Here is a 24,755-nt window from a genome sequence, read left to right as displayed (position 1 = left end):
TTGCATGTTGTCCATGGTTTTATTAGTTTTATTGAGTATTTTTTACAGCGAACACGTACTGTCGAACCAAAGTGATAACCAGTTGTTAGATATAACAGTCAAATCACAAAAACATCAAAAAATCGATTTTCTAACGCTGACGAATCACGTAATTTATGAAGAATTTGATGATCCTTTTGGGCTACTAGATTATGAGGAGTTAGATAAGCTCGCGATAATTGTTAACTATCAAGATGCAAAATCCGCTGGCAGTTCAATGTCAAAGCAGCAAACTCAAGAACATGATAAATTAAAAATTGAGCTTGAAAAACAAGCAATCAATGTAGATCAGTTACTTGAAATAAGATTACAAATGATAGCGCAATGGGAAGAACAAAATGAGTCAGTTAATCCACTCATTGTAAATCAAAATATTGAAATTGAGGGTTTTGTATTACCCTTAGAATGGCAAGGTAAAAAACTATCAGAGTTTTTATTAGTGCCTTTTATAGGTGCTTGCATCCATAAACCAGCCCCACCACCCAATCAAGTGATTTATGCCAAGTTAAAAAAACCAATCAATTTTTCTGAGTTAAATACATTTACCTCAGTAACAGTAAAAGGTTTTCTAACAAGTGAATTAAAATCCCCTGAGCTTACTCTTGTTGATGGCACGCAGCCTGTTACAACAAGTTATAGCCTTGAGACGACATCTATAAAAATTAATCAAACTATAGATGCTTGGTAAGTAAAGAAAACAAAGGGTTTTGAACGTACTTTATCTAAATAGTTAATTTCTTAACATGTCAGAAATACACCATAGCCCTAAAATATATTATTAATCCGTACTATTAACTCTACTATTTATCAGTAGCAAGTTATTAGTACCAAGAAGAAGAAAAAGCCATGAATAACTCAGAAATTTTAGCATTATTTGAACAATGGAATGATGCTTTACAAACAAAACAAGCTAAAAATGTTGTGAAGCTATATGATAAAGATGCAATACTTTTACCTACGATATCCAATCAAATTCGCCATAACCATGAAGAGATGGAAGCTTACTTCGAAGATTTTTTAGCTTTAGAACCCCATGGCGTTATCGATGAATACAACATTCGATTTTTTGATGAAATAGCGATTAACTCCGGGATTTATACATTTACATTTAAAGATGGCAATAAAGTTCAAGCACGTTTTACTTTTATATACCGCAGAGATGGCAAAAAATGGTCAATTATAGAACAACACTCATCACGAATGCCTGAAATAGATATTTAACCATATGTTTTATATTAAAATAATATCTAGACAAAATAGTTTAACGATAAAGTACTTTTAATGAATCAATATACAATAGCTTAGTAACAGCTAAGGCTCAGCAAGCAGAGTTAATGATAAACTTATAATCTAAGCGCATCATTAACTCGTTATATTTTAGGTATGGGATTCATGAAAGTGCGAACCATGTTGATGATGCCAATGCCCATCATGCTTGTATTCTACCCGCCCGTTTATAACCCTACTTTCATGTGAACATTCTAAACTATGCCCATGATTATGTTTATTATGTTTTTTTATTGTTGCTTCATGCGATTCATTCGCGTGACTATGATGATCATGTCCATCATGTTCATAATCAAAATGATCAACATGCCATTCGGCCGCATGGCCACATGTATTTTTATGACTATGTTTGTGATTATCATGAATGTCATGCTGATTTGCGATTGCAACATTTACCACACAAGACAATCCAACTAGAACCAAAGCACCTGCTTTCATTTTTCTCTCCTTTTGATTTATAGCAAAATAAATATAGTACAAAATTAATTTAATAGGTAATTTGAAATATTTATGAGCAAATATTTCTAATGGAGTAATAAATACTTATTTAAAATAAGTTAGCGTAAAAATGCGTTTAGTATATCTAGCTATATTTACTTGAAATAGATTCTATTGCCGACATAACATTATTGGTTGTATTATCATCAATACTATCAATATTCGGTGTACTAAACGATCCTTTATCATTACCAAAATACTGACCACTTTTAGAATCCATTTGCGGATTTATTGCCTGTAAGTGCATCTATTTCAACAGATGATTGCGCTGCAGAAGATAAATTAATACCACGACCGTTACGGCCTAAAGTTTTTAGTAAATTCATCGATAATATATAAGGCGCTATTGTATTAACACTAAAACGAATATCTAAGCCATCTTGTGTCATTCGATGAGGGGTTTTAAACACACCTGCATTGTTGAACATTACATCTATATGTTGATACTTAGATTTGAGTTTATCTGCTAAATTGATCACTTCAGTTAATTATGATAAATCAGCACAAACAGTATCAATATCATCCACAGCAGATAATTGTGTTAATTCCCTTAGCGCCTAATTGGTCTATTAGCGCCAATTGTGCATCACCAGTAGCATAAACTTGAGCACCAAAATGATTAGCTAACTTTAAAGCCACATGACCAACACCACCAGAGCCACCAGAGCCACCAGAGCCACCAGAGCCACCAGAGCCACCAGAGCCACCAGAGCCACCAGAGCCACCAGAGCCACCATGTACTATACCCATCACCATTCAAAGTGCAGGTTTTAAAATTTGAAAATTGTAATTGTTCCAACTGCCAAGTGTATCGGCAATATCAGGTAATGTTGTTGTAAAAAAGTCACTAATTCTCCGTCGAAATTCTTTAGTCGAAGAAAAATATTTACCATTGCACCAACAATATTAATATGCCTGTAATAAATATTACAGGCATCTATGAGTTATTTAACAGACTTTTGCTCTTGCTGCCATGCCCAATTAGGCGACTTGACTAAAAGATTAATACGATAACGCCAATTTGGTGCTCGCCATAAACGCTTTATTAAAGTCACATAACCCCCAAAGAATACTTTAATTGGGTTAATGCTATTCACTTTAGGGAATACACCATATTTGACCGTTTAATTTTCCTCCGCAAATGTACTAAACATACGATCCCAAATGATAAAAATTCCAGCATAGTTTTTGTCAAGATATTGGTTGCATGGTGTACTCTATAGTGCGATGGCGTATTAAATACCTTTTCAATAAATGTAGGTAATTTTTTTACTGTCCCTGTATGTAATAATGTTTGGTACACTTGCACATTTTTTTCAGCTAAAAATATCATAAATGGATGAAAACCTAGCAATGCGAGCGGAAGGTGGAAAAATAATGGAAAAACAAATCTAATGGACCAAAACGATACAGTATAAAATTGTCCAACCATTTAATGGTAAATCTACTAGCCTAAAGTTGTCATAAACATAAAATAATACACTAATATATAACGCACCAACTAAAGCAACTACATGCTGGCACACTTAATATGTATGATCATAAAAAAGCTGAATTTGGCTTTGTTGGTCATCACTTTACATTTTGGCAGCCTTTAAGCAAAAACTATTTTGACGATATTAAAAATAACTCACCTTACCCATTACTTTATGATGTACCACAAGGGAACTTATAAACTTGGGTTCCAATGCTGTTGCCAGACACTTATTGGAAGCATCATTAAAATTTAAAAACTAAGTAAACCGGTTAATTATAGCTGGTTTACTTATTTTAAATTAATACTCACTCACTTCTAATAAATTGCCTTATATAAAAATTTGTTACATTTTTTCTTATGTAAATGGATCAGAAGAAACAGTCATTATCGCCGATAAATACTATTTTTTAAGTTTCTAACTTCATTAAACACTTAATAATAAAAACTATCTTCGAGAATTAAATTTAACGGTATTTTGCCGATGTAATAAACTCTCCAAATGACTCACACCAAACCACGATAGTGTTAAATTCTTCTAAAGGCGTATCTGGTGCAATTTCAACTACAAAATTATTAAAAGTATTAACATCACCTAGTTGAATCATTGAATGTTGAAATTGTTCAAATTGTGCTTCGGTTTCAATAAATTTAGGCGATAAATAAAGCTTATAATCGGGCCCTGGTGCAAGTTCCCCCATTAAAGTGACATAACCTTCACCTATTGAAACCGTGCCTTCGCCCCAATGAAATATGTCGCTATCTTTAAGGTTTCTTTTAAATTCAGTTGTATAGCTGGCATTTAATGAGACGCGCTTCACTTTATTTTTGCTTGGTGCATCTGGTGCAGTTAATAGTGGCAAACTATAAATACCTATAAAAACACCTAATAAACCAATCATGAAATGTGAAATTAGTAACAATAGTATTTTTTTTAAATTCATTTATTATCCAAAAATGCAAGAATGCGTGTAATTAATACCATTTTATCTGAACACAGCCCCTTAAAAAAGTGTTGTTAATCGAGAAATTAAATCTGGCATTACATAGTATTGAACTGAATCGACTAAAGTGCGTGACCATACACCATCTTTATTGCCATTCGTTAAATATACTAAAATATAATAATCATTTAAATCAGATTGGAACATGAGTCGAACCCGTAACACACCACCGCCATCGTGACCTAATTCTTGCCACGCGCCTGAAGTATCGTAATCCCAACCACTTGCGAAATACCCTTTATCACCATCTAAAAGTATGTAAGGTTGCCATAGTTTAATTAATAACGGTTTAGAAACTAACTCCCCTTGTGCCAATGACGATATAAACTTGCCTAAATCTTCTAAAGTTGTATAAGCATCTGAATGGGAACTTGCATAATCTGGAAATTTAACCTCATTTGCTATTAATTTATCCCCACTATTAGGCAAGTATCCAGCTATTAAGTTTTCCTTAGGAACATTTAATCTACCTAACCAAGTATCTTTTAAATCTAACTTTTTGATTATTCGTTTATTAGCTAGTTCTTTATATGGCAGTTGTGTGATATTTTCTAAGATAGTTTTTATCACTAAATAATTTGTTTGCGTGTACTGTATTTGTGAATCAGGTAAAAATAATAAAGGTTCATTTTCTAATAAACTAAATGCTTCGTTTATAGTTGAAGGAAAAATCAATTCATCATTATCAAATGACCAATACTCTGGTACACCTGAACTATGATTTAAAAACTGCTCAATTCTGATGTTTTTCCAAGACTCAGGTAAATTTGAAACATATTTTGATGCAGGATCTGTTAACTTGAGTTTTCCAGCTTCATAAAGTTGCATGATCAAAGTACTCGCAAACAATTTTGTCACTGAATATATTGGATAAATTGATTTTTTATCGGTATTATCTGAGTTCAAATTATTATGATAAATGATATTTTTATTATGTATCACCAATAATGACTGCTTAGGTATACCATGATCTATCGAATTATTTATTAACTGATTTGTTATTTTTTCTTCGACTGTTTCAGACTTCCAACTACAACCCGCTAATGTATAAACGAGTAATACAAACAGTGCTATAAAACTCATTTTACCTATCATATCATCTACCTTAAATTTTAATCTGAACAAATAATAGTTTTAAAATAACAATCAAATAGCTTTATCCATATATAACAAAGCCTTACTATTTAAGTTTTCAGTCTTAAAAACTTTATAACCCAACTTTTGATAGATATGCAAGCCTCTTGTATTAGCTTCAAATACATCGTGCCAAATACGATTAGCTTGTAATATTCTTGTGCAATATAGCTCCATAGATTTGATCGCTAATTGCCCTATTCCTTTACCTTTTGAATCAACAACAATGCGTCGAAATTCAACATATTTAAAGTTGTTTTCAGTTGTAATATGATAAATCCCGATATAGCATTTTGGTTGATAATTGAAAGGTAAATAACATTAGGCCTGCTCATTTCAATTTTATGCTGCTCTTCTGAATAAGCCATTATAAATTTCGACGTACCAGCAGCACTTTCCATCTCAATTACTTTTGGTAAGTCCTGTATTTGTGCTGGGATTAATTCCATCATATTTAAAAAGCTTTATTTTGAAATAACAGATTTGGCATAAAAAAATAATCGGCTTTTAACTTGTGAAGTTAAACCTAAACTGATTAATCCAGTAGAAAACGCTAAAATAAACATAATACTTTTAATAATTTTAGCCCCAGTAAACAGCGCTACTAATATTAATAAAGCAACATAAGCTAGCCCTATCATCCCCAAAAACAGACACATACCTTTAATATCGTTATTCATATTTTCTCCTTTAATTATGGAATAATCTAAACTCAATTTTGTTTTAAATGTTTAAACTCCTGATAAGTGAGCCCTTGCGCATTTACTAGTTCACCTTGTTTATTAAACTCTAAGCTTGCATACGCTTCAAATACAGTATTGCAATTACCGCCACCGTATAATGATATAAGTACATGATTATTTGATTAACACTTAACGGGCTTGGTAATATAAACACGTTTTTTGTCTAATTTCTCATAACCTTTTAGTTGCTGTTTTATTCCAACTACCTTAGTACTTACCGATTGAGAAATATATTGCAGTTTATGGCCAATATAATTTCCACCAACATGCCCAATACTCAGCCCTTTTGGAATTTGACTATGATGTAAGTGTGAAGGCAGTTTTGAAGCTTCAGCTTTAATTGAAAAGTTTTCACATTCAATACTAGTCTCGCTTTTAGTGACCTTAAATAAAGTACCACCTATTTCTATTTCTTGGGCCATTAAGTTTATATTTAGTAATAACAATATAACCCAGCATATATTTCTCATACGATTCAACGTCTATTCATCATTGATAACTTTCAACGTTGCTTTTTCTAACATATCTAGATTACTCTCTAATTGCAGATTAGTTAATAAACCTTTTTGATATAAAATCTCTAGTTCCAAAGTTTTTATTGTTTGCTTTAAAAATTTTAAATATAACGGTATTGATTTTCTTTTAGAAACTTTTAAATTGATAAGCAAAGCATTTAGGTCCGACAAAACAGGCTCAGATAAATTTTTACTCACAATATTTTGCATAATAAACGTATCTAAATAATCAGGATAAGGCGCTGGATTCTTAATAAAAAAATCAACTTTCCTTGAATCGTTATCTTTTAAAGTTGTTTCATATTGCAATAGTTCGTCAGTATAGTCATAACTTGTATCTACAGACTCTATAGAAGCATTAAGGAGTTTTATTACATCGCTTTTTTCTTTTTGGGACTCTTCAAAATTTGTTATTGTAATTGCAAGTAATACACCGACTAATGTTGCAATCAAAGTTAAAAAATAATTTATGCCTAAGTTATATTTTTGAAATCTGCTTTGTAGTCTAGGTATAAAAGTAATCAAACCTATAAGCATAAAAACACTTGTTAAAACAATATATATCACGATTTACTTACCTATTAATGAGCCTACTTTTATTACAATAGGTCGCTTTTTCAAATTCACTTACATTCATTGCGATATTTGAAACTTGCGGAAACATCTCACTCAACTTTGTCACTATGGTTTTTGATAGCTTTGCTTTTTGCTCAGTTGTTCTACCTTGCATAATATGCGCAAAAACGTGCATAAAAGCTGTTTTATTATTACCCACTAAGTAATTTTTAAATGGATTGATTCTTACTTTTATGTCACTTTCATCAAATAAACCTGATGCTTTAGCAACACCATGAAGCTGCCTTAAAATTTCAACTTCAGGCACAATAGCTAGAATATCTTCGGAACAATCTAAAACAAAATGTGGCACGCAAGCTCCTGTATATAATGAATTAAACTCAAAATAAATTAATCTTGCTTAATACACTATCACAAATCAATTGGTGTAATAAATTCAATATGTAACAAAATTATTCTTTATTTGGTTGCCAAAAGCGTAAAGTTTCAGGTAAGTGCCAATCATCGCTGACTAAACTTTCTATCTCTTTCAAATCAACATATTTGTGACAAGCTCTAAAACGGCCATATTCAGATAATTTATCTTCAAAACCAATATCTACCGAAAATGTTTCATTGCTAGTTGGCCAAACTGAAATAACATTGCCTTGGGCTGTAGCTAAGGTAAATCTAGGTGTATCTGAGTCTGTATTATGAGACTGTTTTATTCTATTGTTATTTGCATAATCATGCAGGGTTTGCAGTGCGTCTGATGTATTATTTAACTCATCACTAATAGAAGCCGCAAAAGAGTGTTCAGGGTTTGTCATTTTAATATCCGATAAAAGTAATTAAAGTAAAAAATATGGAGATAGAGTAAAGAATTTTTAATTATATTGCCTAATATTAGTTAAATCCTACTTTCGAAGTATGGATATTCTTGTTCAGTCATAATCGTTAATTATTATAACTGAACAATTAACATTCAATTTAGGCATCATCTACTTCAGGGTTTAATATTACATCCCATGACTATGGACTTAACTCGAATATTTTATCAGAATCTGTATTACCGTTTTCACATACATTATTTTGACCGGTTAATCTTATAGGTAATTTTTGTGTGTATGATTTTAGCAGCCATGGTAGGGATAAACTCAGTAACGTCATAATTAGCAACATCCGCGATATAAAAAGGATCTTCTTTTATAGTTGCATCTACTTCAGCTTTATCTTGTGCATTTATTAATATAACTCCGCCCGTTCTTGGCTCTTTGCGTCCTGAAGCAATAAATTTATTAGTTGTATAATAAGTTTCACCTAATATTTGATTAAATATTTATATTTTATTTTTCAATGAAGCCCGATTTATTTGTGTAAAATGATCTACAGCAAAGCTAAATAACACCTTGATCATAAAAAACATACTCACCATTAAAAACCAAACTGGAAGTGATAAAGACAGTAATAAGAATATGCCGTAACACATTAGGTTTGCAGCAACAAACATTTGAATCGGTTTTGCGTTTAACGAATTAACAACTGATGCAGAAACAATAGTGTAACCCCAAATAATAAAAGCGTTGCTCATAGGTTCTGAAAGTAACCATGCGATAGCTAGAATATGAACATGAATCGCTATGAATATAAGACGATTTTTAGCCCTGTGCGCATAAAAATCATTAGTTCCTAGGCTAAAATTGGCAATACAACCTGCTAATACATCTGTAATTAATATAAAAGCGATAATTGATTTCCAATTATCTAAGTGAAAATCTGCTACAAAATAAACAATACCGCTACCTATTAAAGCAAACAATATTGTACAGCTCACTTCAAATATTGATTGTTTTTCTCCTAGTACATCAAAAAGAAATTCAGGGACTTTAAAATAGTTCAATTTTCCAACTCCTTTTTGCTATAGAACCAAACTACCAGACAAAACTAAAAGTGAAGCTAAAGTAACTTCAAAACAAATTTTACAAGTGCCACAAATGATATAAATTGAAGCATCTATTGATATAAAACCATGTACATATCTGTTATGAAACATACCCGGTAGACTTTATCATTGTTCTATCTTTGCATTATAAATTTCTGCATGTTCTATGTTTTTTGAAGGATTTTCAGATTAACAAGCAAAACTGACCAAAGGTTTATCATGAATAAAAAGAAAAAATAAAACGCCATAAATATTTATTGCAAAAAAGCACTCTAATTTAGAGAAGTGCTTTATTTAATACCTATAAACCTATAAATCTATAAACCTATTTATCATTATCTAATTCGATTATAATCTTTTCTCCCAGTGACATTGCGAGATTATTGTCATAATAAGCGGCTTCGTTTATAAAGTGCGGATAGGCCTCATAATCACCTTGATAGGTAACTTCTGTGCCATCAAATAAGGTGAAAATGGCATCACCAGATTTTATCGGTTTAAAATCATTATCTTGCACATTTTTATGCACCATTCCTATTCGTTCGCCATCATCGTCCTCTGGCAATTTAAGGCTTTCAACATAACGATAAGCTTCATAACACTTAGGTAAACTAGGTACTTCATCTTTATTATAAAGTGCGACAAAATCTAAAATAGCGTGTGTCATAGTTTCCATCCAATCTAATACATCTTGGCGGATCACAGATTGCGGTTGCGGCCCGATTTCAACAATAACACCTTGCTCAGCAATCGAAGCCAAAAAATAATGTTCATGCATATCAACATGATCTTCAAATACTATGATGGCTTCGGGCATTTTAGATAGTACATACGCCCCCATTTTTTTATTGAAATCATCAGATTTTAATAAAATAAGCGTAGGTCCCATATTACTAGTGGTGTTATGTAAATCAATTATGAAATCAGATTTTGCATTACCTTTAGGCCCAAGTTGTGCGTTAATCACCTTTGCTCGACTTTGTTCGTAATTAGCAAGCGTCTCATTGGCTAGGTCTTTTATTGCAAATTGACGATTTAAATCGCAATCAATATATCGTTTGTTCTCTTTAAAACCATTAGGATTGGCAAATAAGGTATTAACATTTAATCCTTCTCTTGCGATTAACTGCAACGATTTTTGCCATTTTTTTAATAGATATATACCACTGAACTCATTGCCATGCGTGCCACCGACAACTGAAACATGTTCAATTTTTTTCATTAAAAGTAATCCTTCTGATCAAGTTGAAATGAAAGCCTATCGTACTGGAGCATTATATAAAAATCATTGTTTATTTGTAAGAACAACACTGAATCAATTGCATTTTTTTCAAGTAGGCTACTATCAAGTAAAAAAAAGGTCCGCATAAAATGCGGACCATATAGCAAATCAAATAGTTAAAATTTAAAGCATACTATTTCAATTTTTTAAGTAATACTTCTACCGCTTTTTCTATTTGCTTATCTTGCCCTTGGGAGGTAGATTTAGGGTCATTTTTAACCATATGATCTGGCATTGTTTGGCTATTTTCTAGATACTGACCTTTTGTATCTTTCATACCTACTTGTGGCACACCTGCACGGAAATCACCTGAAATCCCCATTTCCCACCATACTGCTGTCATAGTACCTGGAACTGGCATACCGACCATTTCACCTAAATCTAATTCATCATAAGTATAAGAGAAAGCATGCGCGTCACTATAGTTACCTTCATTAATTAATAGCACTGATGGTTTATTCCACTGATCAAGCGGATCACCAGCATATTGACGTCCACGAACGTGCATAGTGAAATATTCATTACCACTTAGCAATTTAGCTAAATCGTTATGTAACCAGCCACCACCATTAAAACGCGTATCAACTACTACAGCTTCTTTATCAAAATGCTTACCTAGCAAACGAGAATAAACCGTTCTAAAACTTGGATCATTCATCCCTCTTACGTGAACATAAGCAAGACGACCATTTGATAATTTATCTACTAATGCTTCACGATTACTGACCCAACGTTCGTACAATAAGTTATCTATTGCTTGCGCAGGTGCAGGTTTTATTACTTCATCAAAACTTTTACCCTTAGCATCTTCAAACGTGAATCTGACTCGTTTGCCAACAGTATGATTTAGCAACTGATATAAATTTTGGTTTTTAGTAAGCTTTATGCCATTAACCGCAGTTAGTTCAACACCAGGCTTTACTTGGCTATCTGCAGTATCAAATGGTCCTTTTGCTAAAACTTCTTCAACTAACAAACCTTTACTAGAATCAAAGAACAGCCCTAAACGTCCTGTATTATCATCAGTGCTTGTTGGTTTAGGTCTATAAGATGAACCGATATGTGATGCATTTAACTCACCTGTCATTTCAGCAAACATATTGGCAAAATCACGACCGTGACCAATAGCAGAAAGCTTTTTACGATAATCGCTACCTACATCATCCAAATCTATACCGTGAAAATCATCTCGATAAAACTTGTCTTTTATAATGCGCCAGCTGTGATCAAACATAAACTCACGCTCAGAAGCTGCTTTCAATTGCATTACAGGGTTGACACTGATTGGCTTCAAAGCAATCTTTTTACCTATATCACCTTGCTTTAACTGCCCATCAGCAAGAATAAAGATTTTCTTGCCGTCTTCACTAAAAGACATACTTGCTGAGCGAGCATTCAGTTTTGCCACAAGCTCTGTTTTTTTATCTCGAATAGATTGACGCCATAAATCATAACCTTTCTCGAAGCGGGCTAAATAATAAAGCGCTTTGGCATCTTTAGTTAAATATGCTTGACCTAAACTTGAAGAGTGAACCGTTAAACGAACAGTACGGCTATCTAAATTGTCCCACTCAATATCGACTGGTTTCACATCTGTGTCGGTATCTTTGTCAGCTTTTTCATCTTTAGATTTGGCTTCATCTTTTTTAGTTTCTAACTCTTTTTGTAGCGCGTACTCTTCTTTTGACATGCTGAATTTGTCATAACTGTCTTTCGTTAAGAATGCAGCCAGAACATCACCTTGTCGACCCCAACTACCATGATCTCTTTTACCAAAACGTGAGCTCCACCAAAGCACAGCTTCGCCATCAGTATGCCAAGTTGGCGCTGCATCATTGTAACCAGATAAACTAATGTCTTTTGGTTCAGCTGAACCATCCGCTGGAAAAACACCTATATTATTGATAAATAAACGGCTTCTGGGGGAAAAACTTGCTGTCATCCAGTAACTATCTGGCGACCAAGCAAACGAAATATCGCCATCTGCATAAGAGTAATTATGCTGTTTCCCTAGCGCTACATTTACTTTTTTGCTCTGACGATCAATAACTTGAATTTCATCTCGATTCGATAAAAACGCGATTTTTTTGCCATCAGGTGAATAAACTGGTTGGAAACTATCAGAATCAGCTAAATGAACAACTTCTTCTTTTAAAGTTGTTGCAGCAAAAAAATATGGCTCAGACTCATTTTTAATACTTGTTTCGTATAAGCCCCAATGCCCTTTTCGCTCAGCTGCATATAATAATGTTTTACCGTCTTTGTGAAATGAAACTGAACGTTCTTGCTGTGGAGTATTCGTGATTGCACGTGTTGTTTTAAATTCAGTGCTAGCAACAAATACCTCACCGCGGGCAACAAAAGCCACTTCTTTACCATTAGGAGATACAGCATATTCTGTAATTTTACCGCCTAATGATACCGGCAATAACTCATCTTCTTGTATATCGTTGGCTATTGAGATTTTAACATGTTTAGCAGACCCATTCTTACGCGTGTAAACACTGCCATGATGAGCAAAGGCTAACGTACCATTGTTACTAATAGATAAACTACGAACAGGATGAGATTTAAATTTTGTTATTTGCTTTTTGTTACTACCATCTAAATCTGATTGCCATACATTAAAAGCACCTGATTTTTCTTCAGTTGTGTAATAAAAAGTATTTTTGTCTTTCCATACAGGGTTATGATCAGCGCCTTTAAATGAAGTGATCTGAGTATGTGAACCAGACTTTAAATCATGTAACCAAATATCGCGCGCAAAAGCAGACACATCGTGTTTTCTAAACTGATTTTCATATGACTTTTCATCACGATAGAGAACTTGCTTACCATTTGGAGAAAACTGAAGTTCAGAAGCTGGAATTGTTGCAAGCATCTGAGGCGTGCCGCCTTTGATTGAAACAGTATAACTTTCAGTTAATCGCGAGGTTGGAAAAACCGTTGATTGCGTTGAATCCATTCGGCTCGAAGTAAATAAAACACCTTCACCATTTTTAGTAAAATCTTGTGGAATATCATGAGAAGAATGGTATGTTAAACGCTTTGCTTTACCACCTTTAGCAGGCATTACGTATACGTCTAAATTGCCATTTCTGTCACTGGCAAAAGCAATACTTTTACCATCTCGTGACCAAATAGGATGACCATCCCAATCATTATGAATCGTTAAAGGGCGCGCTGTACCACCTTTAGCTGGCACAGTATAGATATCACCTTTATATGAAAATGCAATGGTTTTACTATCAGGTGAAATACTACTATGTAAAAACCATTCTTCGCTTTTTTCAGCTGCACTGGCAACACTGGCAAACATAGCCAGGGCTGACAACGCATACTTTGACTTATGCATTATTACTTCCTTTAATAAGATGATGTAGGACCATCACTTTTTATTATTGAACACCGCTCTAAGCGGGTTTTGTGATATTATAACAATACTAGCGGTATGCAAATGTAAATAGATGAACAACCAATTAGCTGCTTTAAAGTACAACATAAACCAATAAAATATCTTATAAAACACCCGCTATATTACATAAATAGGAACAGATACCCAAAGATAAAAAGTAACAAATCATTAGTTGGATTCAGAACGTTGGTTTTAGCAACGCAATAAAATGGGGAAAAATAGGCAGTTGTTTATTCCTCAGTATCTTTATAAACACTAAACCTATCATGCTTAAATATGATTTTTTTTTGCCAATCTAATTGGGTCAATTTGGCTAACCGTTCCTCTGGATTATAACTGCGTTTTTTAAGTTTATTTTTTTGTTTAATTTCGTTTTTAAAATTAGCAACTTCAGTGAAGTTTTTAGCAATTAGTTTACTATTAAATTGATAAAAAAAATGATGAATATCAACTAAAGTATTAACTTGGCCTTTCCTTAGGCCTTGTATAAATTGATTACCACTATAATCAGTTTCCTGTTTCACGTCGTTACATAGTCTTTGCCAGCTATCACATTCAATACCTTGGTTGTTTTGTAGCTCATCTAAACTTTCAATAAAAGCATTAACATATACTTACTCTGGGAATTTAATAACACTAGGTAATAATCTTATATCTGCCATCGCTTTGCCATAACCTAACAAAGCGGCTCTGGTAATTAATTTGATACCAGTGTGAAATGAATGAAGCTGCGCTGTATTAGCTCGAATCAAAAGATGACCAAGACGATACATTAAGCTCATTTCTCCCAATAAACAATGGGTAAAGAATCCTATAAACAACACAATTATTAATCGCATAATTTAATACCCAAATTACAATAACTATAACCTGCAGTATCTTGAAACTTAACGGATCATGTCGTGCATAATTAATTCAACTTGATAGCCCAAACCATTAAAATGAAAATTAGCAAAATAACTTTTTGAACCTCTCATACCTAACAAATAAGGTCGTGCAGGTTGAATACCATATAGCATCAAGTTTTTCTTTTTTATCACTTTCCTGGGTCCATAACCAGCGGTAGCTTGCTACCAACTGGTCACCTTAGCATCTATGACAAATAAATCTCCTCATAAGCAATAAATGCAACATCCTGAACCGATAGTCTAAGTTCCTGCTTTTTTATTGTTAAACTTGCATCATTGGCGATCAGTATAGGCAGGTAAGAAATATAGACTGAATCATTTAATTTATTAAAATAGCTTTTGTTATTTACCAACCTATAAATATCATTTAAACCATAATTACCATCACTAATCTAGATAGCTAAGGGTTCAATATCTTCAAGTCCTTTATTATCTTTTAGCGTATTGACAAGCTCGTAATAATTTCTAGAACTAAAAGTATAAATAAAATGCAAGGGCAGTACTTCAATGCCTTCATCTAATGAAGGCTTAGGACTTTATTTCTCAGATATTCTACCGTTATTTTATCTAAGGAAGGAACTTTCATCTGAGAGTCAATTTTGTTACTTTTGATTAAATCTTCCTGCCCACGCTTAGTTTCTTTATTAAACCTGACTTTTTCAATTTCTATGGCTACCCGAAAATCATAAATTTGAAAGTCAAAAATTAAGTATCCAGTTAAAATCGATTTATTACCAAGTTCCTCAGGAAATCTTCCATTACAACACCAGATACCGACCAATCAGCTAGCGTAAAAGACTCTCCCTCAAGTTGAAATACTGTTGGAATTATAAACCTAACATGTTGTCGATAATGCTCTGATTCATGCGTAATTTGCTCCGGTATAATAAATCTCTTAAGATGCGACACATAACAACTGAGCGATTAAAACTTCAATCATAGTGAGCTCAGTTTTTGTTATAAAACACATATACAACCAGTATGAATTATAGACAATAAATATTGTTGTGCTTGTTAATTGAATACCCATAGGGAATGAGGTTTTGTGCAGTTTAAGGTTAATATGCGTTTTTCATGGTTCTAATATTTATAAGTTAATAGATACATTGTGAGTTTATAATACGATATAAACTGATTACATTTCTTAAAGGGCATCGAATTATTTAAAATTTTTTAGATTTAAGAAAGCAAAATTTATCTAATTTAAATCGTTTGCAATGGAAGTTTATCATTTTTTGGTTTTATGTCTGCAGGCTAAATTTTTATCACCTATTATCAATATACGTTCTCATTGTATTGCTCAAGTATTGTGAATAAACGATTTCTATTTACAGAAATTCAGATGCGATTGCCATCACATTTGATAAACAAGATAAATTAAAACGGATTGCTATATCAAAGTCAGATATAAAGCTACTTAGTCTTTTTAGAAAACAATCAACACCAACAATACATTTAGCCTGTAAAAATAAAATTTTGTAGAGTGAAAGTTTTTTAATCAAAAAGTATAAAAACCTTATATCATCTATTTTTACCTAAAATCATGTTATTTAGCCTGTTTTCATTTTTGGCGCATCAACAACATCAATCTCTTCATAATGCACACAACTCAAAAATAATAGTTTGTAAAAAAGGGAATCAACATGTTTAAAAAATTATTCATCGCAGCTGCAATATCAGCAACATTAGTCGGTTGTAACGCAACAGAAGAAAACCAAACAAATACACAAAGTGCGCAAGTACAAAACATTCAAATTCCAGAATACCCAGTCGATTATTTTTTCAGAAACAGTGTTACACGCAGTGTGACCATTTCTCCAAATGCAAACTATGTTGCGATGCTTAAACCTTATAAAGATCGCATGAATATTTTCTTTCACCCAATTAACCAACCAGAAAAAGCAAAACGTATTTCAAATCAAATCGACCGCGATGTTGCCGGTTATGGCTGGATATCAGATGATACAGTGATTTATGCAAGAGATACCGGTGGCGACGAAAATTACTATCTAGTAACAGTTAATATTCACTCAGGCGAAGAATTAGCGATAACGCCAAAAAGTGGTGTAGTAGCAAGAGTAGTAGATGTATTACCAAATCAAAAAAATGAAATTTTAATATCAACAAATCAACGTGATAAACGCATTTTTGATGTTTACCGCTACAACCTAAAAACCAAAGCGACATCTTTAGTTGCACAAAATCCTGGTAGTTATAGTGGCTGGATGACAGATCACGACGGTAAAATCAGAGTCGCAATGCAAACAGATGGAGTAAATACGCAAGTATTATATCGCGATGATGAATCACAGCCGTTTAAAGTATTAAAACAACTTAACTTTAAGCAAGGTTTTGAGCCACTAGGTTTTACACCTGACAATAAAAACCTTTATGTAAGCACTCGTATCACACGTGATAAAGCAACACTAATTGAATATGATATTGCTCAAGATAAAGAAGTAAAAGAGATTTTCTCTCACCCAGATGTTGATATTAGTGGGATAAGTTACTCTGATGTGCACAATAAAATCACTTCAGTGAACTATACAACATGGAAAAACCAGCATCATTTCTTAGATAAAGGTGCTGAACAAACATTTAAAAAGATCCAATCTAAACTACCTAACAGTCAATTATCTATTAGTAGCAGCTCTCGTGATGAGCAACAAATGATAGTGGTCAGTTATAGTGATGTAGAACGCCCTGTTTATTATCATTATGATGTAAAATCTGATTCTTTATCACCACTTGCGCAAAATGCACCTTGGCATAATTCAGAGCATATGTCGTACATGAAACCAATTGAGTTTAAATCACGTGATGGGCTAAAAATTCATGGTTATTTAACAACACCAAGAGGAAAAGAAGCTAAAGATTTACCTTTAGTTATGCTACCGCATGGCGGTCCTTGGGCACGAGATTCTTGGGGCTTCCAACCTGAAGTACAAATGTTCGCTAACCGCGGTTATGCTGTACTACAGGTAAACTTTAGAGGGTCTACGGGTTATGGCCGTGAGTTTTGGGAAAAATCATTTAAGCAATGGGGCCAAGCCATGCAAAATGATATTACTGATGGCGTAAACTGGACTATTGATCAAGGTATAGTCAATAAAGATAATGTATGTATTTATGGCGGCTCTTATGGTGGTTATGCAACACTTGCGGGTGTGACTTATACACCTGATCTATACAAATGTGGTATCGATTATGTTGGTGTATCAAATCTATTTACTTTTATGGAGTCTATCCCACCCTATTGGAAGCAATACTTAGCAATGTTACATGAAATGGTTGGTCATCCAGAGCATGATAAAGAGATGATGACCAAATATTCTCCGGTATATAACGTAGATAAAATTAAAGCACCGTTATTGGTATTGCAAGGCGCGAAAGACCCAAGAGTAGTTAAAGCTGAGTCAGATCAGATTGTTGACGCACTTACTAAACGCGGTATCGATGTAGAATATATCGTAAAAGAAAATGAAGGCCATGGTTTTAGAAGTTTAGAGAACCGTCTTGAAGCCTACCAAGCTATGGACAAGTTTTTAAAGCAACATTTAAATCCATAAATCCACCAGCTAATTAAAACAAAACCCTATTCCATCAATGAATAGGGTTTTTTATGTGATAATATTAAAGGCCACGTTAGGCTAATTCACTGAGCGCCAATTCAGTTATCGCTAAACTATGTTGATTTAATTTAAAGTGATTGGGTGACCAACCTTTTAAAAAGCGAACAAAATCTGCCCATGCAAATTTATATAAATCTTGCCATTGTTTACAAACTTCCTCAGCATCAATATGTGCATGATAGTGTGATAAATAACTTGCTAACTGAGTAAAGTAATATTCTAAATACTCAGCTTCATTTGTCATTAACGCTTGAGGCATGCTACTTAGCAACAACATGACATCTTTAATACCAACGCCACCGCCCACGTACTGAAAATCGACAGCTGCGGCACCTTCGGTTTTAAATAAAAAGTTAGCCAACTTTGCATCACCATGAATAATGCTTTGATACTCACATTGATTTAATTCATCATTAATATTGTTAGCTTGTGCTTTTAAGCCTAAATCTGTTAGCACTGCAAGTTCATCAGGTCGTGTTGCTAAATGCCAATAACTGCCGGTTTGCCATAATTTTTGCGGGCATACTTGTAAGTGTTGCGCATGAAATTGCGCTAGCCAATTTAAAGCTTGTTTTATTTGGCGCTCGTTAGCATCACAGCTCAATGGCGCATAATCCGAACATGCTAAATCAGCTAATATTATCACAGTTTCATTATTTACAGTGTTAGAGGCATATGACTCTGCAACTGATGAGTCGCATAATGCAGAGAAGTCTTGATACCATGCACTTTCTACTTGATATGACTTTAATTTTCTTTGAGTAGATAAATCTGATTGCCACCCTTTTGGATGGCTTATTTCGTTAGGCACTTTAATATATTTTACGATCACGCTCTGAATTGGCGCATTAGTTAACTTTACACGTAAAAGTTGACCAAAATCACTCCATAATGATTGGATCAGCACTACATCAGCTATTTGGATTTGTTTACCAAATACTTGATACAAAGTACTACGTGTTAAATCACTTAAATTCATATTTTGCCAAACCTAAATAAAGCGCTCACAGGGTGTGCCCTGATGAAATTGCATTTGCCAATGCTCGCCATTAAATTTATAGAGTGAACTTCTATGAGAATACTTGATTGTATCAGTATCAATTAAGGTGATTTTCGCACGATAAACCAACTGAGCAACATTATCAGCTAATATTCTTAACTGATAATCCTGTTGCTCAACGGTAAAAGGCATTTCACCTGCAAGCCTGTCATATACATCATTTTTTGAATATGGCGCGCCACCACTTGCTGGATATTCCATAAAATCCTCAGCAATTAATTGATTTAAAGTTGTTTTACAACGACGCACGTCAGGCTCAATTAACTTAAGTTCCAATGCGATTAAATCTTGTTTCAGCTGCGCCATATCCAAAATATTACTCCTTGATAAATTTAAATTTATCTTCCAATTTACTGACACCTAGACCATTCATTTTTTTAACTAATATTTGCACAGGAATACGCTCTTTCATGGCTTCAATATGACTGATCACACCTATCATTTTACCACTGGCATTTAAGCTATCTAATGCATTAAGGGCGATATCTAAGGTTTCACTATCTAATGTACCAAAACCTTCATCTAAAAATAGCGAATCAATGCTGGTTTTATGGCTCACTAAATCAGATAAAGCCAATGCTAAAGCAAGACTAACTAAAAAGCTTTCTCCACCAGATAAGGTTTTAGTATCGCGCACTGTATCGCCCTGCCAAGTATCAATGACTTGTAGTTCTAATGCTTCAGTTTGTTTTCTTTGTAATAAATAACGACCATGCAGTTTATCAAGCTGTTTATTGGCTAAGAACACTAAATGATCTAGCGTCAAACCTTGTGCAAACTTATTAAACTTAGCGCCTTTTTGTGAGCCAATTAAACTATGTAAATAAGCCATATCATCAAATTCAATTTGGCTTTGTGCAATTTGCTCAATTAGTAATGCCTGACTTGTTTGTTTTTTGTCATTTTCTGTCAATTTAAACTTAGCGTTAGCGATATTTTCTGTTAATAATAAAATATCAGATTCCAGTTTTGCTAATTGCTCAGTGACTTCACTTAAACTCGATTTCGATGCTTGATTGCTTTGCTCTAAATTTTCAACAAGTTCTAATTGTTTTTTAGCTTCAATTTGAACTGCTTTTGCACCATCAAGTTCTGTTTGTAATGTTTGCTTTAACTTGATCAGGGCTTCTCGCTCATCTTCATCAAGTAATGCAGCTTCAAACTCAACTTGCTCTTTAAATGGGCTATCAGCTAACTGTTTTTGCCATTTATCTGTTTGTTGTGTTTGTTCAGTATTGGCAGTTTCAAGCTCTATGTTTAGTGCATTTAACTGGCCCTTAATTTCTGTCAACGCTTGAGCCGCATTGTGCGATTGCGTTTGAACTTGTTTTTGTTTTTCTTGAATATGCGCAAGTGCTTTTTCACTAAGCAACCTTTGCTCTGATACATCTTTATCAGCAAATAATTCGAAACGTGTTTTCTGCTCTACTTCAAGCTTTTGTTTAAATTCATTTAAAACATCACTGTGTTGCTTTAATTGCGCCTGAGATTCAACTATTAGCTTTTCTAAGTTATCGCTCTTAACACCCGCTGCTGTTAACTGCTCTTGTAATGCTGTCGTTTGCTCTTTAGCGTGGGTGTAGTTTTGTGAATCTTGCTGTTTATTATCAAACCACTCACTGGCACTTTCTAGTTCAGGCAAGCTCAGAGATAAACTTTCAAATGTAGTTTTTAATTCACTTTCATCTGTCTTGTATTGCTCATCAATATTTGTAAGCTCTAACTCAGTTGCTTTTACTTGCTGTTGCAACGTAGCAATTTGCTGTTGTGCTAATTCAACTTGGTGGCTATGTTTTGTTTGTTCACTGATTGCAGCATCAACTTGGGTTTGTAACCCTCTTAGTGTGACTTCTTGCTGTTCTATTTGTTTTATATGCTGTTCTAAATAGTTTTTTTGCTCAGAGCATTGATTGATGTAATCATTAAATGCAGTGATATTATCTATAGTAATTTGCAGCTGTAACTCATTACAAATATTTTGCCATTGCGCTGATAATGTTTGACCTGTATTTGATAGTTCTTGCTGTTGTTTAATAATGGCAGCTAATTGCTCATTAGCCACTGCTTGCTGAGTTTTAAGGTTTTCACCATTAACTTTAATGGCATCTAACTCAGTGGTAACCGCATTTAACCTTTGCTCAGTATCTGACACATTCACTGTTTGATATTGCTGCACAGAAGGATGTTCATAAGAGCCACATAATGGACAGGCATCGCCTGGCTGTAATTGCGATCTCGCTTGTGTTAAATCAGTGATTTTACGCTCTTGCTCTAAGATTTTTTGTAAATCTTTTTGCATTTGTAGCTTAGGGCGGTAATCTGCTCTTAATTGCTGAATTTGGTGTTCAAATTGAGTCACATTTTGTTGTAGTACTTGATGTTGCTGCGTTAACTGGTGATATTCATTTTGAGATTTTTGCCATTGTTCGCTATTAAAGCTTAATGTCGAGCGATGTTCTTGCTGCTGATTTAATAATAATAACTGTTGCTTCAAATTTGCTAACTCATCACCATTTAACAAAGTGGCCAAATTTTGTTTTTGTTTATTTAGCTCATCTTGCTGTGATTTTGCACTTAGCTCACCTTGTTTAATTGTTTCTTGTGTTTTTTCAAGTGCGGTTTGTTGTGCTGTGACATCTTTTTGCGACATTTTAAGCGTTTTATCTAACGCTAATTTTTGCGTATTTAATTTAGTTAAACCATCAAACTTTACTTGCCAAACAGGCAATTGCTCAGCTAAATTTTCATCTTGTTTATGAGACTCTAAATACTCAGTAAATTGTATATGTTCAGCTTGCATTTTTTGCTGCATTTCAACATGAGATTTTAGCTCACTTGTTTGGCTTTGCTCTGTTGTTGTAAGTGCTTCTATTTGCTGCTGACTTTTAGCAACATCATCACTTAGCTGCTTACATATTGCATCTAACGGCACTATTTTGTCATTTAATAGCGTATTGAGTTCAGTATAAGATTTTGTAAGTGTTTCAAGCTCGCTGTTTGTTGTATTAAGTGTTTGAGACAAATCCGTAGATACTTTATCAGCAGCTTCTTGCTCAACACTTAATACTTTATGTTTATCGCTTATGCTTGTTAATTGTTGTTTTACTTTATTTAATAAAACAAATTGCGCTCTGATTTTTTCGGCAGGTTCACACTTTGCCAGTTTTTCAAAATTACTGTGTTGCTCATCAGTATTTTTTTGTGCAGATAATAAATTATTATCTGATTGTAATAAGTTATTTTTCGCCTCATCACGTTTTTTTAACCAAGCTTGCTGCTCAATTAAAATTGTTTTACTTTTTTGATTATCTTCTAGGCTGGTTTGATTATCTGTTTGCTGCTGTTTTAACAGCTCTAAATCTTCTTCAGATAACACTTCAAAATCTTGCTGTTTGTCTTTTAAACGCGCTAACGCATTTTTAATGACACTGAAATCTTGATGTACTTTTTCAGAGATTAAACTAAAAATTTCTGTCCCCGTTAATTGTTCTAATAACTCAGCTCGCTCATTAGGCTCAGCATTTAAAAATGCAGCGAATTGACCTTGAGATAACAACATAGATTTTGTAAAACGCGCAAAATCCAAACCGCTGATCTCTTCTGTTAATTGAATTTTAGTTTTAACTTGTGACGCTAAAATACTGTCATCACCGCTATCTTCTAATTTAGCCAATTCAACTTTAGCTTCTTGTAAATTGCCATCAATTTTACCGCGAGAGCGTTTTTGGCTCCAAAAAGCACGATATGCAATGCCTTTTACTTCAAATTCAACCTCTGCCATACATTCAACGGTATCGCGAGTCATTAACTCATTGGTTGTTTTAGAAATGTTACTGAGTCGTGGCGTTCTATGATAAAGCGCTAAACAAATGGCATCTAATATCGTAGTTTTACCGGCTCCCGTAGAGCCTGTAATAGCAAATAAACCGTTATCGTTAAAAGGTGCTTGGCTAAAGTCAATTTTCCATTCACCTTTAAGTGAATTAATATTTTGAAATCTGAGGCTTAAAATTTTCATTATTTAGCCTCCTTTACATCTTCAACGATATTTTGAAAAGTCGTGATAATACGTGTTCGCCTTTGTTGTTCTTGCTCTGTTTCAAATGACTCTTGTGCCAAGCGTTGCTCAAATACATCTAATGGTGTTAACTCTGCTAAAACTTGTTTTTGTTGTTTTTCAATTGAAACTTGACGATTAGTACGTGCTCTGCGCAGTTGTAGCACTTCGACATTTAAATCTTCAACTAAAGTGGCAATACGCTGTTGTAAATCATTTAAATAATCTTGCGTTTTTACTTCAATATGTAACCAAGTAGGCAAGGTATCATCATCATTTTCAAGTTTATTCAACTGTGTTTCAATGCTTTCTAAATCACCTTTAATTGATTGCATAGGCTGAAATAATGGCACTTTCAAAGGAGTAACTGTGTTTAATTTGCCGCCATCAAACTCAGCGAGTAATACTTGTTTTTCAGTGCCCAGTTCATCAAAGCTTAAAGGAATTGGTGAACCGCTATAACGAATATGTTCAGATTTTGCGACAATTTGTGGACGATGAATATGGCCAAGGGCAATGTAATCCGCAGGTGGGAATTCTGAAGCTGAAAACGCTTCTAAACTACCAATATAAATATCACGCACTGAGTCAGATGTTTTTACACCTAAAGCCGTTAAATGACCTGTGGCAACAATTGGCAATTCACACTCTAAAGTTTTACGTTTATCATCTGCGAGTTGATATAAATTAGCATAATGGTCTTTAATTGCTTGCCCTAACGCTTGTTGTTTTTCTTGACCTGTTTCACCAGCACGACTTGTCATCACATCTTTCGGGCGAATAAAAGGAATGGCGCACAATACTGCGCCCGGTTTTCCTTTATGTTCACCAAAGCTATGATTTAAAACTATGATCTGCTCACTCAAATCACCACATACATTAGCAATCACTTGGGTATTTAAATAAGCCAACAATTCTTTTGATTCATTTAAGGTAGATACAGAGTCATGATTACCGCCTAATACAATTAATTGGCAGCCTAATTTATTCACTTCAACCACAAAACGGTTATAGATTTCACGGGCATAACTGGGCGGTGCACCTGTATCAAATACATCACCAGCTATGATCACTGCATCTATCTGTTGCTCAACAATTTGAACTAAAATCCAGTTAATAAATGCTTGATGCTCACCTGCGCGGCTTTTACCAATAAAATGCTGACCTAAATGCCAATCTGATGTGTGTAATATTTTCATGTATACCTAAA

General features: G+C 33.8%; 30 protein-coding genes and 1 pseudogene. 4 read left to right on the top strand and 27 right to left on the bottom strand.

Annotated features, from left to right (window positions below; translation table 11 throughout):
* Positions 1-4: 4 nt before the first annotated feature.
* Together PSA_RS21820 and PSA_RS21815 are read left to right on the top strand one after the other, a co-directional pair.
* Entirely contained in the window at positions 5-727 is a 723-nt protein-coding gene (locus tag PSA_RS21820) for a DUF3299 domain-containing protein (RefSeq protein ID WP_042143256.1), read from the top strand.
* Between the two features lie 158 nt (positions 728-885).
* Complete coding sequence (locus PSA_RS21815; RefSeq protein WP_042143258.1) at positions 886-1,260, top strand: SgcJ/EcaC family oxidoreductase; 375 nt, start codon at positions 886-888, stop codon at positions 1,258-1,260.
* Between the two features lie 156 nt (positions 1,261-1,416).
* Here the strand turns inward: PSA_RS21815 and PSA_RS21810 are convergent, their stop codons facing one another.
* The 6 genes and pseudogenes from PSA_RS21810 to PSA_RS25570 all read right to left on the bottom strand — a co-directional run bounded on the left by PSA_RS21810 (position 1,417) and on the right by PSA_RS25570 (position 2,921).
* Positions 1,417-1,764 carry a hypothetical protein gene (locus tag PSA_RS21810; protein WP_052379836.1) on the bottom strand — a complete coding sequence of 116 codons (348 nt, stop codon included), beginning with the start codon at positions 1,762-1,764 and terminating at the stop codon, positions 1,417-1,419.
* A gap of 145 nt (positions 1,765-1,909) precedes the next feature.
* Positions 1,910-2,044: a hypothetical protein gene (locus PSA_RS26940; RefSeq protein WP_269432866.1), complete on the bottom strand. Its 135-nt coding sequence runs from the start codon at positions 2,042-2,044 to the stop codon at positions 1,910-1,912.
* Positions 2,034-2,303, bottom strand: coding sequence for an SDR family oxidoreductase (locus PSA_RS21805; protein WP_052379837.1), 270 nt, complete (start codon positions 2,301-2,303; stop codon positions 2,034-2,036). The genes PSA_RS26940 and PSA_RS21805 overlap by 11 nt, the downstream gene beginning before the upstream one ends.
* A gap of 40 nt (positions 2,304-2,343) precedes the next feature.
* Positions 2,344-2,574, bottom strand: a complete 231-nt coding sequence (locus PSA_RS27385) for a hypothetical protein (RefSeq protein ID WP_042143259.1) — start codon at positions 2,572-2,574, stop codon at positions 2,344-2,346.
* 6 nt (positions 2,575-2,580) lie between these two features.
* A pseudogene (locus PSA_RS26630) lies at positions 2,581-2,718 on the bottom strand (IS630 family transposase); the annotation flags it as partial.
* Positions 2,719-2,768: 50 nt separating this feature from the next.
* Positions 2,769-2,921, bottom strand: a complete 153-nt coding sequence (locus PSA_RS25570; RefSeq protein ID WP_157575818.1) for a hypothetical protein — start codon at positions 2,919-2,921, stop codon at positions 2,769-2,771.
* Positions 2,922-3,355: 434 nt separating this feature from the next.
* Here PSA_RS25570 and PSA_RS25565 point away from each other — a divergent pair, with 434 nt between their 5' ends.
* Positions 3,356-3,499: a hypothetical protein gene (locus PSA_RS25565; RefSeq protein ID WP_157575817.1), complete on the top strand. Its 144-nt coding sequence runs from the start codon at positions 3,356-3,358 to the stop codon at positions 3,497-3,499.
* 266 nt (positions 3,500-3,765) lie between these two features.
* Here PSA_RS25565 and PSA_RS21790 read toward each other — a convergent pair whose 3' ends face one another.
* From PSA_RS21790 to PSA_RS25535, 17 genes are all read right to left on the bottom strand, one after another.
* Positions 3,766-4,242: a DM13 domain-containing protein gene (locus PSA_RS21790; RefSeq protein WP_042143262.1), complete on the bottom strand. Its 477-nt coding sequence runs from the start codon at positions 4,240-4,242 to the stop codon at positions 3,766-3,768.
* 60 nt (positions 4,243-4,302) lie between these two features.
* Positions 4,303-5,397: a serine hydrolase gene (locus PSA_RS21785; RefSeq protein WP_052379839.1), complete on the bottom strand. Its 1,095-nt coding sequence runs from the start codon at positions 5,395-5,397 to the stop codon at positions 4,303-4,305.
* A gap of 51 nt (positions 5,398-5,448) precedes the next feature.
* On the bottom strand, positions 5,449-5,637 hold the full coding sequence (locus tag PSA_RS27380) for a hypothetical protein (protein ID WP_371257878.1): 189 nt from the start codon (positions 5,635-5,637) through the stop codon (positions 5,449-5,451).
* Positions 5,634-5,888, bottom strand: coding sequence for a hypothetical protein (locus PSA_RS25555; protein WP_052379840.1), 255 nt, complete (start codon positions 5,886-5,888; stop codon positions 5,634-5,636). Before PSA_RS25555 ends, PSA_RS27380 begins: the two co-directional genes overlap by 4 nt.
* A gap of 12 nt (positions 5,889-5,900) precedes the next feature.
* Entirely contained in the window at positions 5,901-6,116 is a 216-nt protein-coding gene (locus PSA_RS21775) for a hypothetical protein (RefSeq protein WP_042143263.1), read from the bottom strand.
* Positions 6,117-6,301: 185 nt separating this feature from the next.
* Positions 6,302-6,649, bottom strand: coding sequence for a hypothetical protein (locus tag PSA_RS21770; RefSeq protein ID WP_127924063.1), 348 nt, complete (start codon positions 6,647-6,649; stop codon positions 6,302-6,304).
* A 12-nt stretch (positions 6,650-6,661) separates the two neighbouring features.
* Positions 6,662-7,261 (bottom strand): hypothetical protein, encoded by a 600-nt coding sequence (locus PSA_RS21765; RefSeq protein ID WP_042143268.1) that lies wholly within the window; start codon positions 7,259-7,261, stop codon positions 6,662-6,664.
* A 7-nt stretch (positions 7,262-7,268) separates the two neighbouring features.
* Positions 7,269-7,622, bottom strand: a complete 354-nt coding sequence (locus PSA_RS21760) for a 5-carboxymethyl-2-hydroxymuconate Delta-isomerase (RefSeq protein WP_042143270.1) — start codon at positions 7,620-7,622, stop codon at positions 7,269-7,271.
* Between the two features lie 100 nt (positions 7,623-7,722).
* Positions 7,723-8,079 carry a hypothetical protein gene (locus PSA_RS21755; protein WP_042143272.1) on the bottom strand — a complete coding sequence of 119 codons (357 nt, stop codon included), beginning with the start codon at positions 8,077-8,079 and terminating at the stop codon, positions 7,723-7,725.
* Between the two features lie 257 nt (positions 8,080-8,336).
* The gene (locus PSA_RS25550) at positions 8,337-8,576 is read right to left on the bottom strand and encodes a YciI family protein (protein WP_371257877.1); all 240 of its coding nucleotides are present in this window, start codon (positions 8,574-8,576) and stop codon (positions 8,337-8,339) included.
* Positions 8,577-8,588: 12 nt separating this feature from the next.
* Complete coding sequence (locus PSA_RS21750; protein WP_042143275.1) at positions 8,589-9,149, bottom strand: hypothetical protein; 561 nt, start codon at positions 9,147-9,149, stop codon at positions 8,589-8,591.
* A gap of 367 nt (positions 9,150-9,516) precedes the next feature.
* Entirely contained in the window at positions 9,517-10,413 is an 897-nt protein-coding gene (locus PSA_RS21745; RefSeq protein WP_042143277.1) for an aspartoacylase, read from the bottom strand.
* A 193-nt stretch (positions 10,414-10,606) separates the two neighbouring features.
* On the bottom strand, positions 10,607-13,828 hold the full coding sequence (locus PSA_RS21740; protein ID WP_042143279.1) for a S41 family peptidase: 3,222 nt from the start codon (positions 13,826-13,828) through the stop codon (positions 10,607-10,609).
* A 290-nt stretch (positions 13,829-14,118) separates the two neighbouring features.
* The gene (locus PSA_RS21735; protein WP_042143281.1) at positions 14,119-14,412 is read right to left on the bottom strand and encodes a hypothetical protein; all 294 of its coding nucleotides are present in this window, start codon (positions 14,410-14,412) and stop codon (positions 14,119-14,121) included.
* Positions 14,413-14,502: 90 nt separating this feature from the next.
* Complete coding sequence (locus PSA_RS25545; protein WP_157575816.1) at positions 14,503-14,670, bottom strand: hypothetical protein; 168 nt, start codon at positions 14,668-14,670, stop codon at positions 14,503-14,505.
* A gap of 105 nt (positions 14,671-14,775) precedes the next feature.
* Positions 14,776-14,928, bottom strand: coding sequence for a hypothetical protein (locus tag PSA_RS25540; protein ID WP_157575815.1), 153 nt, complete (start codon positions 14,926-14,928; stop codon positions 14,776-14,778).
* A gap of 1,196 nt (positions 14,929-16,124) precedes the next feature.
* The gene (locus tag PSA_RS25535) at positions 16,125-16,298 is read right to left on the bottom strand and encodes a hypothetical protein (protein WP_157575814.1); all 174 of its coding nucleotides are present in this window, start codon (positions 16,296-16,298) and stop codon (positions 16,125-16,127) included.
* A 141-nt stretch (positions 16,299-16,439) separates the two neighbouring features.
* Between PSA_RS25535 and PSA_RS21725 the strand changes: the two genes are divergently transcribed.
* On the top strand, positions 16,440-18,365 hold the full coding sequence (locus PSA_RS21725) for a S9 family peptidase (protein WP_042143285.1): 1,926 nt from the start codon (positions 16,440-16,442) through the stop codon (positions 18,363-18,365).
* Positions 18,366-18,441: 76 nt separating this feature from the next.
* On the opposite strand, the gene PSA_RS21720 is transcribed toward PSA_RS21725, so the two are convergent.
* The 4 genes from PSA_RS21720 to sbcD are packed head-to-tail and all read right to left on the bottom strand — an operon-like array spanning position 18,442 to position 24,744.
* The gene (locus PSA_RS21720; protein ID WP_042143287.1) at positions 18,442-19,407 is read right to left on the bottom strand and encodes a phosphotransferase; all 966 of its coding nucleotides are present in this window, start codon (positions 19,405-19,407) and stop codon (positions 18,442-18,444) included.
* A 12-nt stretch (positions 19,408-19,419) separates the two neighbouring features.
* Positions 19,420-19,794 (bottom strand): DUF4440 domain-containing protein, encoded by a 375-nt coding sequence (locus PSA_RS21715; RefSeq protein ID WP_042143322.1) that lies wholly within the window; start codon positions 19,792-19,794, stop codon positions 19,420-19,422.
* Positions 19,795-19,804: 10 nt separating this feature from the next.
* Positions 19,805-23,506 (bottom strand): AAA family ATPase, encoded by a 3,702-nt coding sequence (locus PSA_RS21710; RefSeq protein ID WP_042143289.1) that lies wholly within the window; start codon positions 23,504-23,506, stop codon positions 19,805-19,807.
* Entirely contained in the window at positions 23,506-24,744 is a 1,239-nt protein-coding gene (sbcD, locus tag PSA_RS21705; protein ID WP_042143292.1) for an exonuclease subunit SbcD, read from the bottom strand. Before sbcD ends, PSA_RS21710 begins: the two co-directional genes overlap by 1 nt.
* Positions 24,745-24,755 lie beyond the last annotated feature (11 nt).

It is taken from the genome of Pseudoalteromonas sp. '520P1 No. 423' (assembly GCF_001269985.1).
Lineage (GTDB): Bacteria > Pseudomonadota > Gammaproteobacteria > Enterobacterales > Alteromonadaceae > Pseudoalteromonas.
This window is presented reverse-complemented; position numbering and strand designations above follow the sequence as displayed.

Coding starts and splice junctions, on each gene's coding strand:
- PSA_RS21820 (WP_042143256.1), top strand. CDS start 5: ATGTTGTCCATGGTTTTATTAGTTTTATTGAGTATTTTTTACAGCGAA.
- PSA_RS21815 (WP_042143258.1), top strand. CDS start 886: ATGAATAACTCAGAAATTTTAGCATTATTTGAACAATGGAATGATGCT.
- PSA_RS21810 (WP_052379836.1), bottom strand. CDS start 1,764: ATGAAAGCAGGTGCTTTGGTTCTAGTTGGATTGTCTTGTGTGGTAAAT.
- PSA_RS26940 (WP_269432866.1), bottom strand. CDS start 2,044: ATGGATTCTAAAAGTGGTCAGTATTTTGGTAATGATAAAGGATCGTTT.
- PSA_RS27385 (WP_042143259.1), bottom strand. CDS start 2,574: ATGGGTATAGTACATGGTGGCTCTGGTGGCTCTGGTGGCTCTGGTGGC.
- PSA_RS25565 (WP_157575817.1), top strand. CDS start 3,356: ATGTATGATCATAAAAAAGCTGAATTTGGCTTTGTTGGTCATCACTTT.
- PSA_RS21790 (WP_042143262.1), bottom strand. CDS start 4,242: ATGAATTTAAAAAAAATACTATTGTTACTAATTTCACATTTCATGATT.
- PSA_RS21785 (WP_052379839.1), bottom strand. CDS start 5,397: ATGATAGGTAAAATGAGTTTTATAGCACTGTTTGTATTACTCGTTTAT.
- PSA_RS25555 (WP_052379840.1), bottom strand. CDS start 5,888: ATGATGGAATTAATCCCAGCACAAATACAGGACTTACCAAAAGTAATT.
- PSA_RS21775 (WP_042143263.1), bottom strand. CDS start 6,116: ATGAATAACGATATTAAAGGTATGTGTCTGTTTTTGGGGATGATAGGG.
- PSA_RS21770 (WP_127924063.1), bottom strand. CDS start 6,649: ATGAGAAATATATGCTGGGTTATATTGTTATTACTAAATATAAACTTA.
- PSA_RS21755 (WP_042143272.1), bottom strand. CDS start 8,079: ATGACAAACCCTGAACACTCTTTTGCGGCTTCTATTAGTGATGAGTTA.
- PSA_RS21745 (WP_042143277.1), bottom strand. CDS start 10,413: ATGAAAAAAATTGAACATGTTTCAGTTGTCGGTGGCACGCATGGCAAT.
- PSA_RS21740 (WP_042143279.1), bottom strand. CDS start 13,828: ATGCATAAGTCAAAGTATGCGTTGTCAGCCCTGGCTATGTTTGCCAGT.
- PSA_RS25545 (WP_157575816.1), bottom strand. CDS start 14,670: ATGAGCTTAATGTATCGTCTTGGTCATCTTTTGATTCGAGCTAATACA.
- PSA_RS21725 (WP_042143285.1), top strand. CDS start 16,440: ATGTTTAAAAAATTATTCATCGCAGCTGCAATATCAGCAACATTAGTC.
- PSA_RS21720 (WP_042143287.1), bottom strand. CDS start 19,407: ATGAATTTAAGTGATTTAACACGTAGTACTTTGTATCAAGTATTTGGT.
- PSA_RS21715 (WP_042143322.1), bottom strand. CDS start 19,794: ATGGCGCAGCTGAAACAAGATTTAATCGCATTGGAACTTAAGTTAATT.
- PSA_RS21710 (WP_042143289.1), bottom strand. CDS start 23,506: ATGAAAATTTTAAGCCTCAGATTTCAAAATATTAATTCACTTAAAGGT.
- sbcD (WP_042143292.1), bottom strand. CDS start 24,744: ATGAAAATATTACACACATCAGATTGGCATTTAGGTCAGCATTTTATT.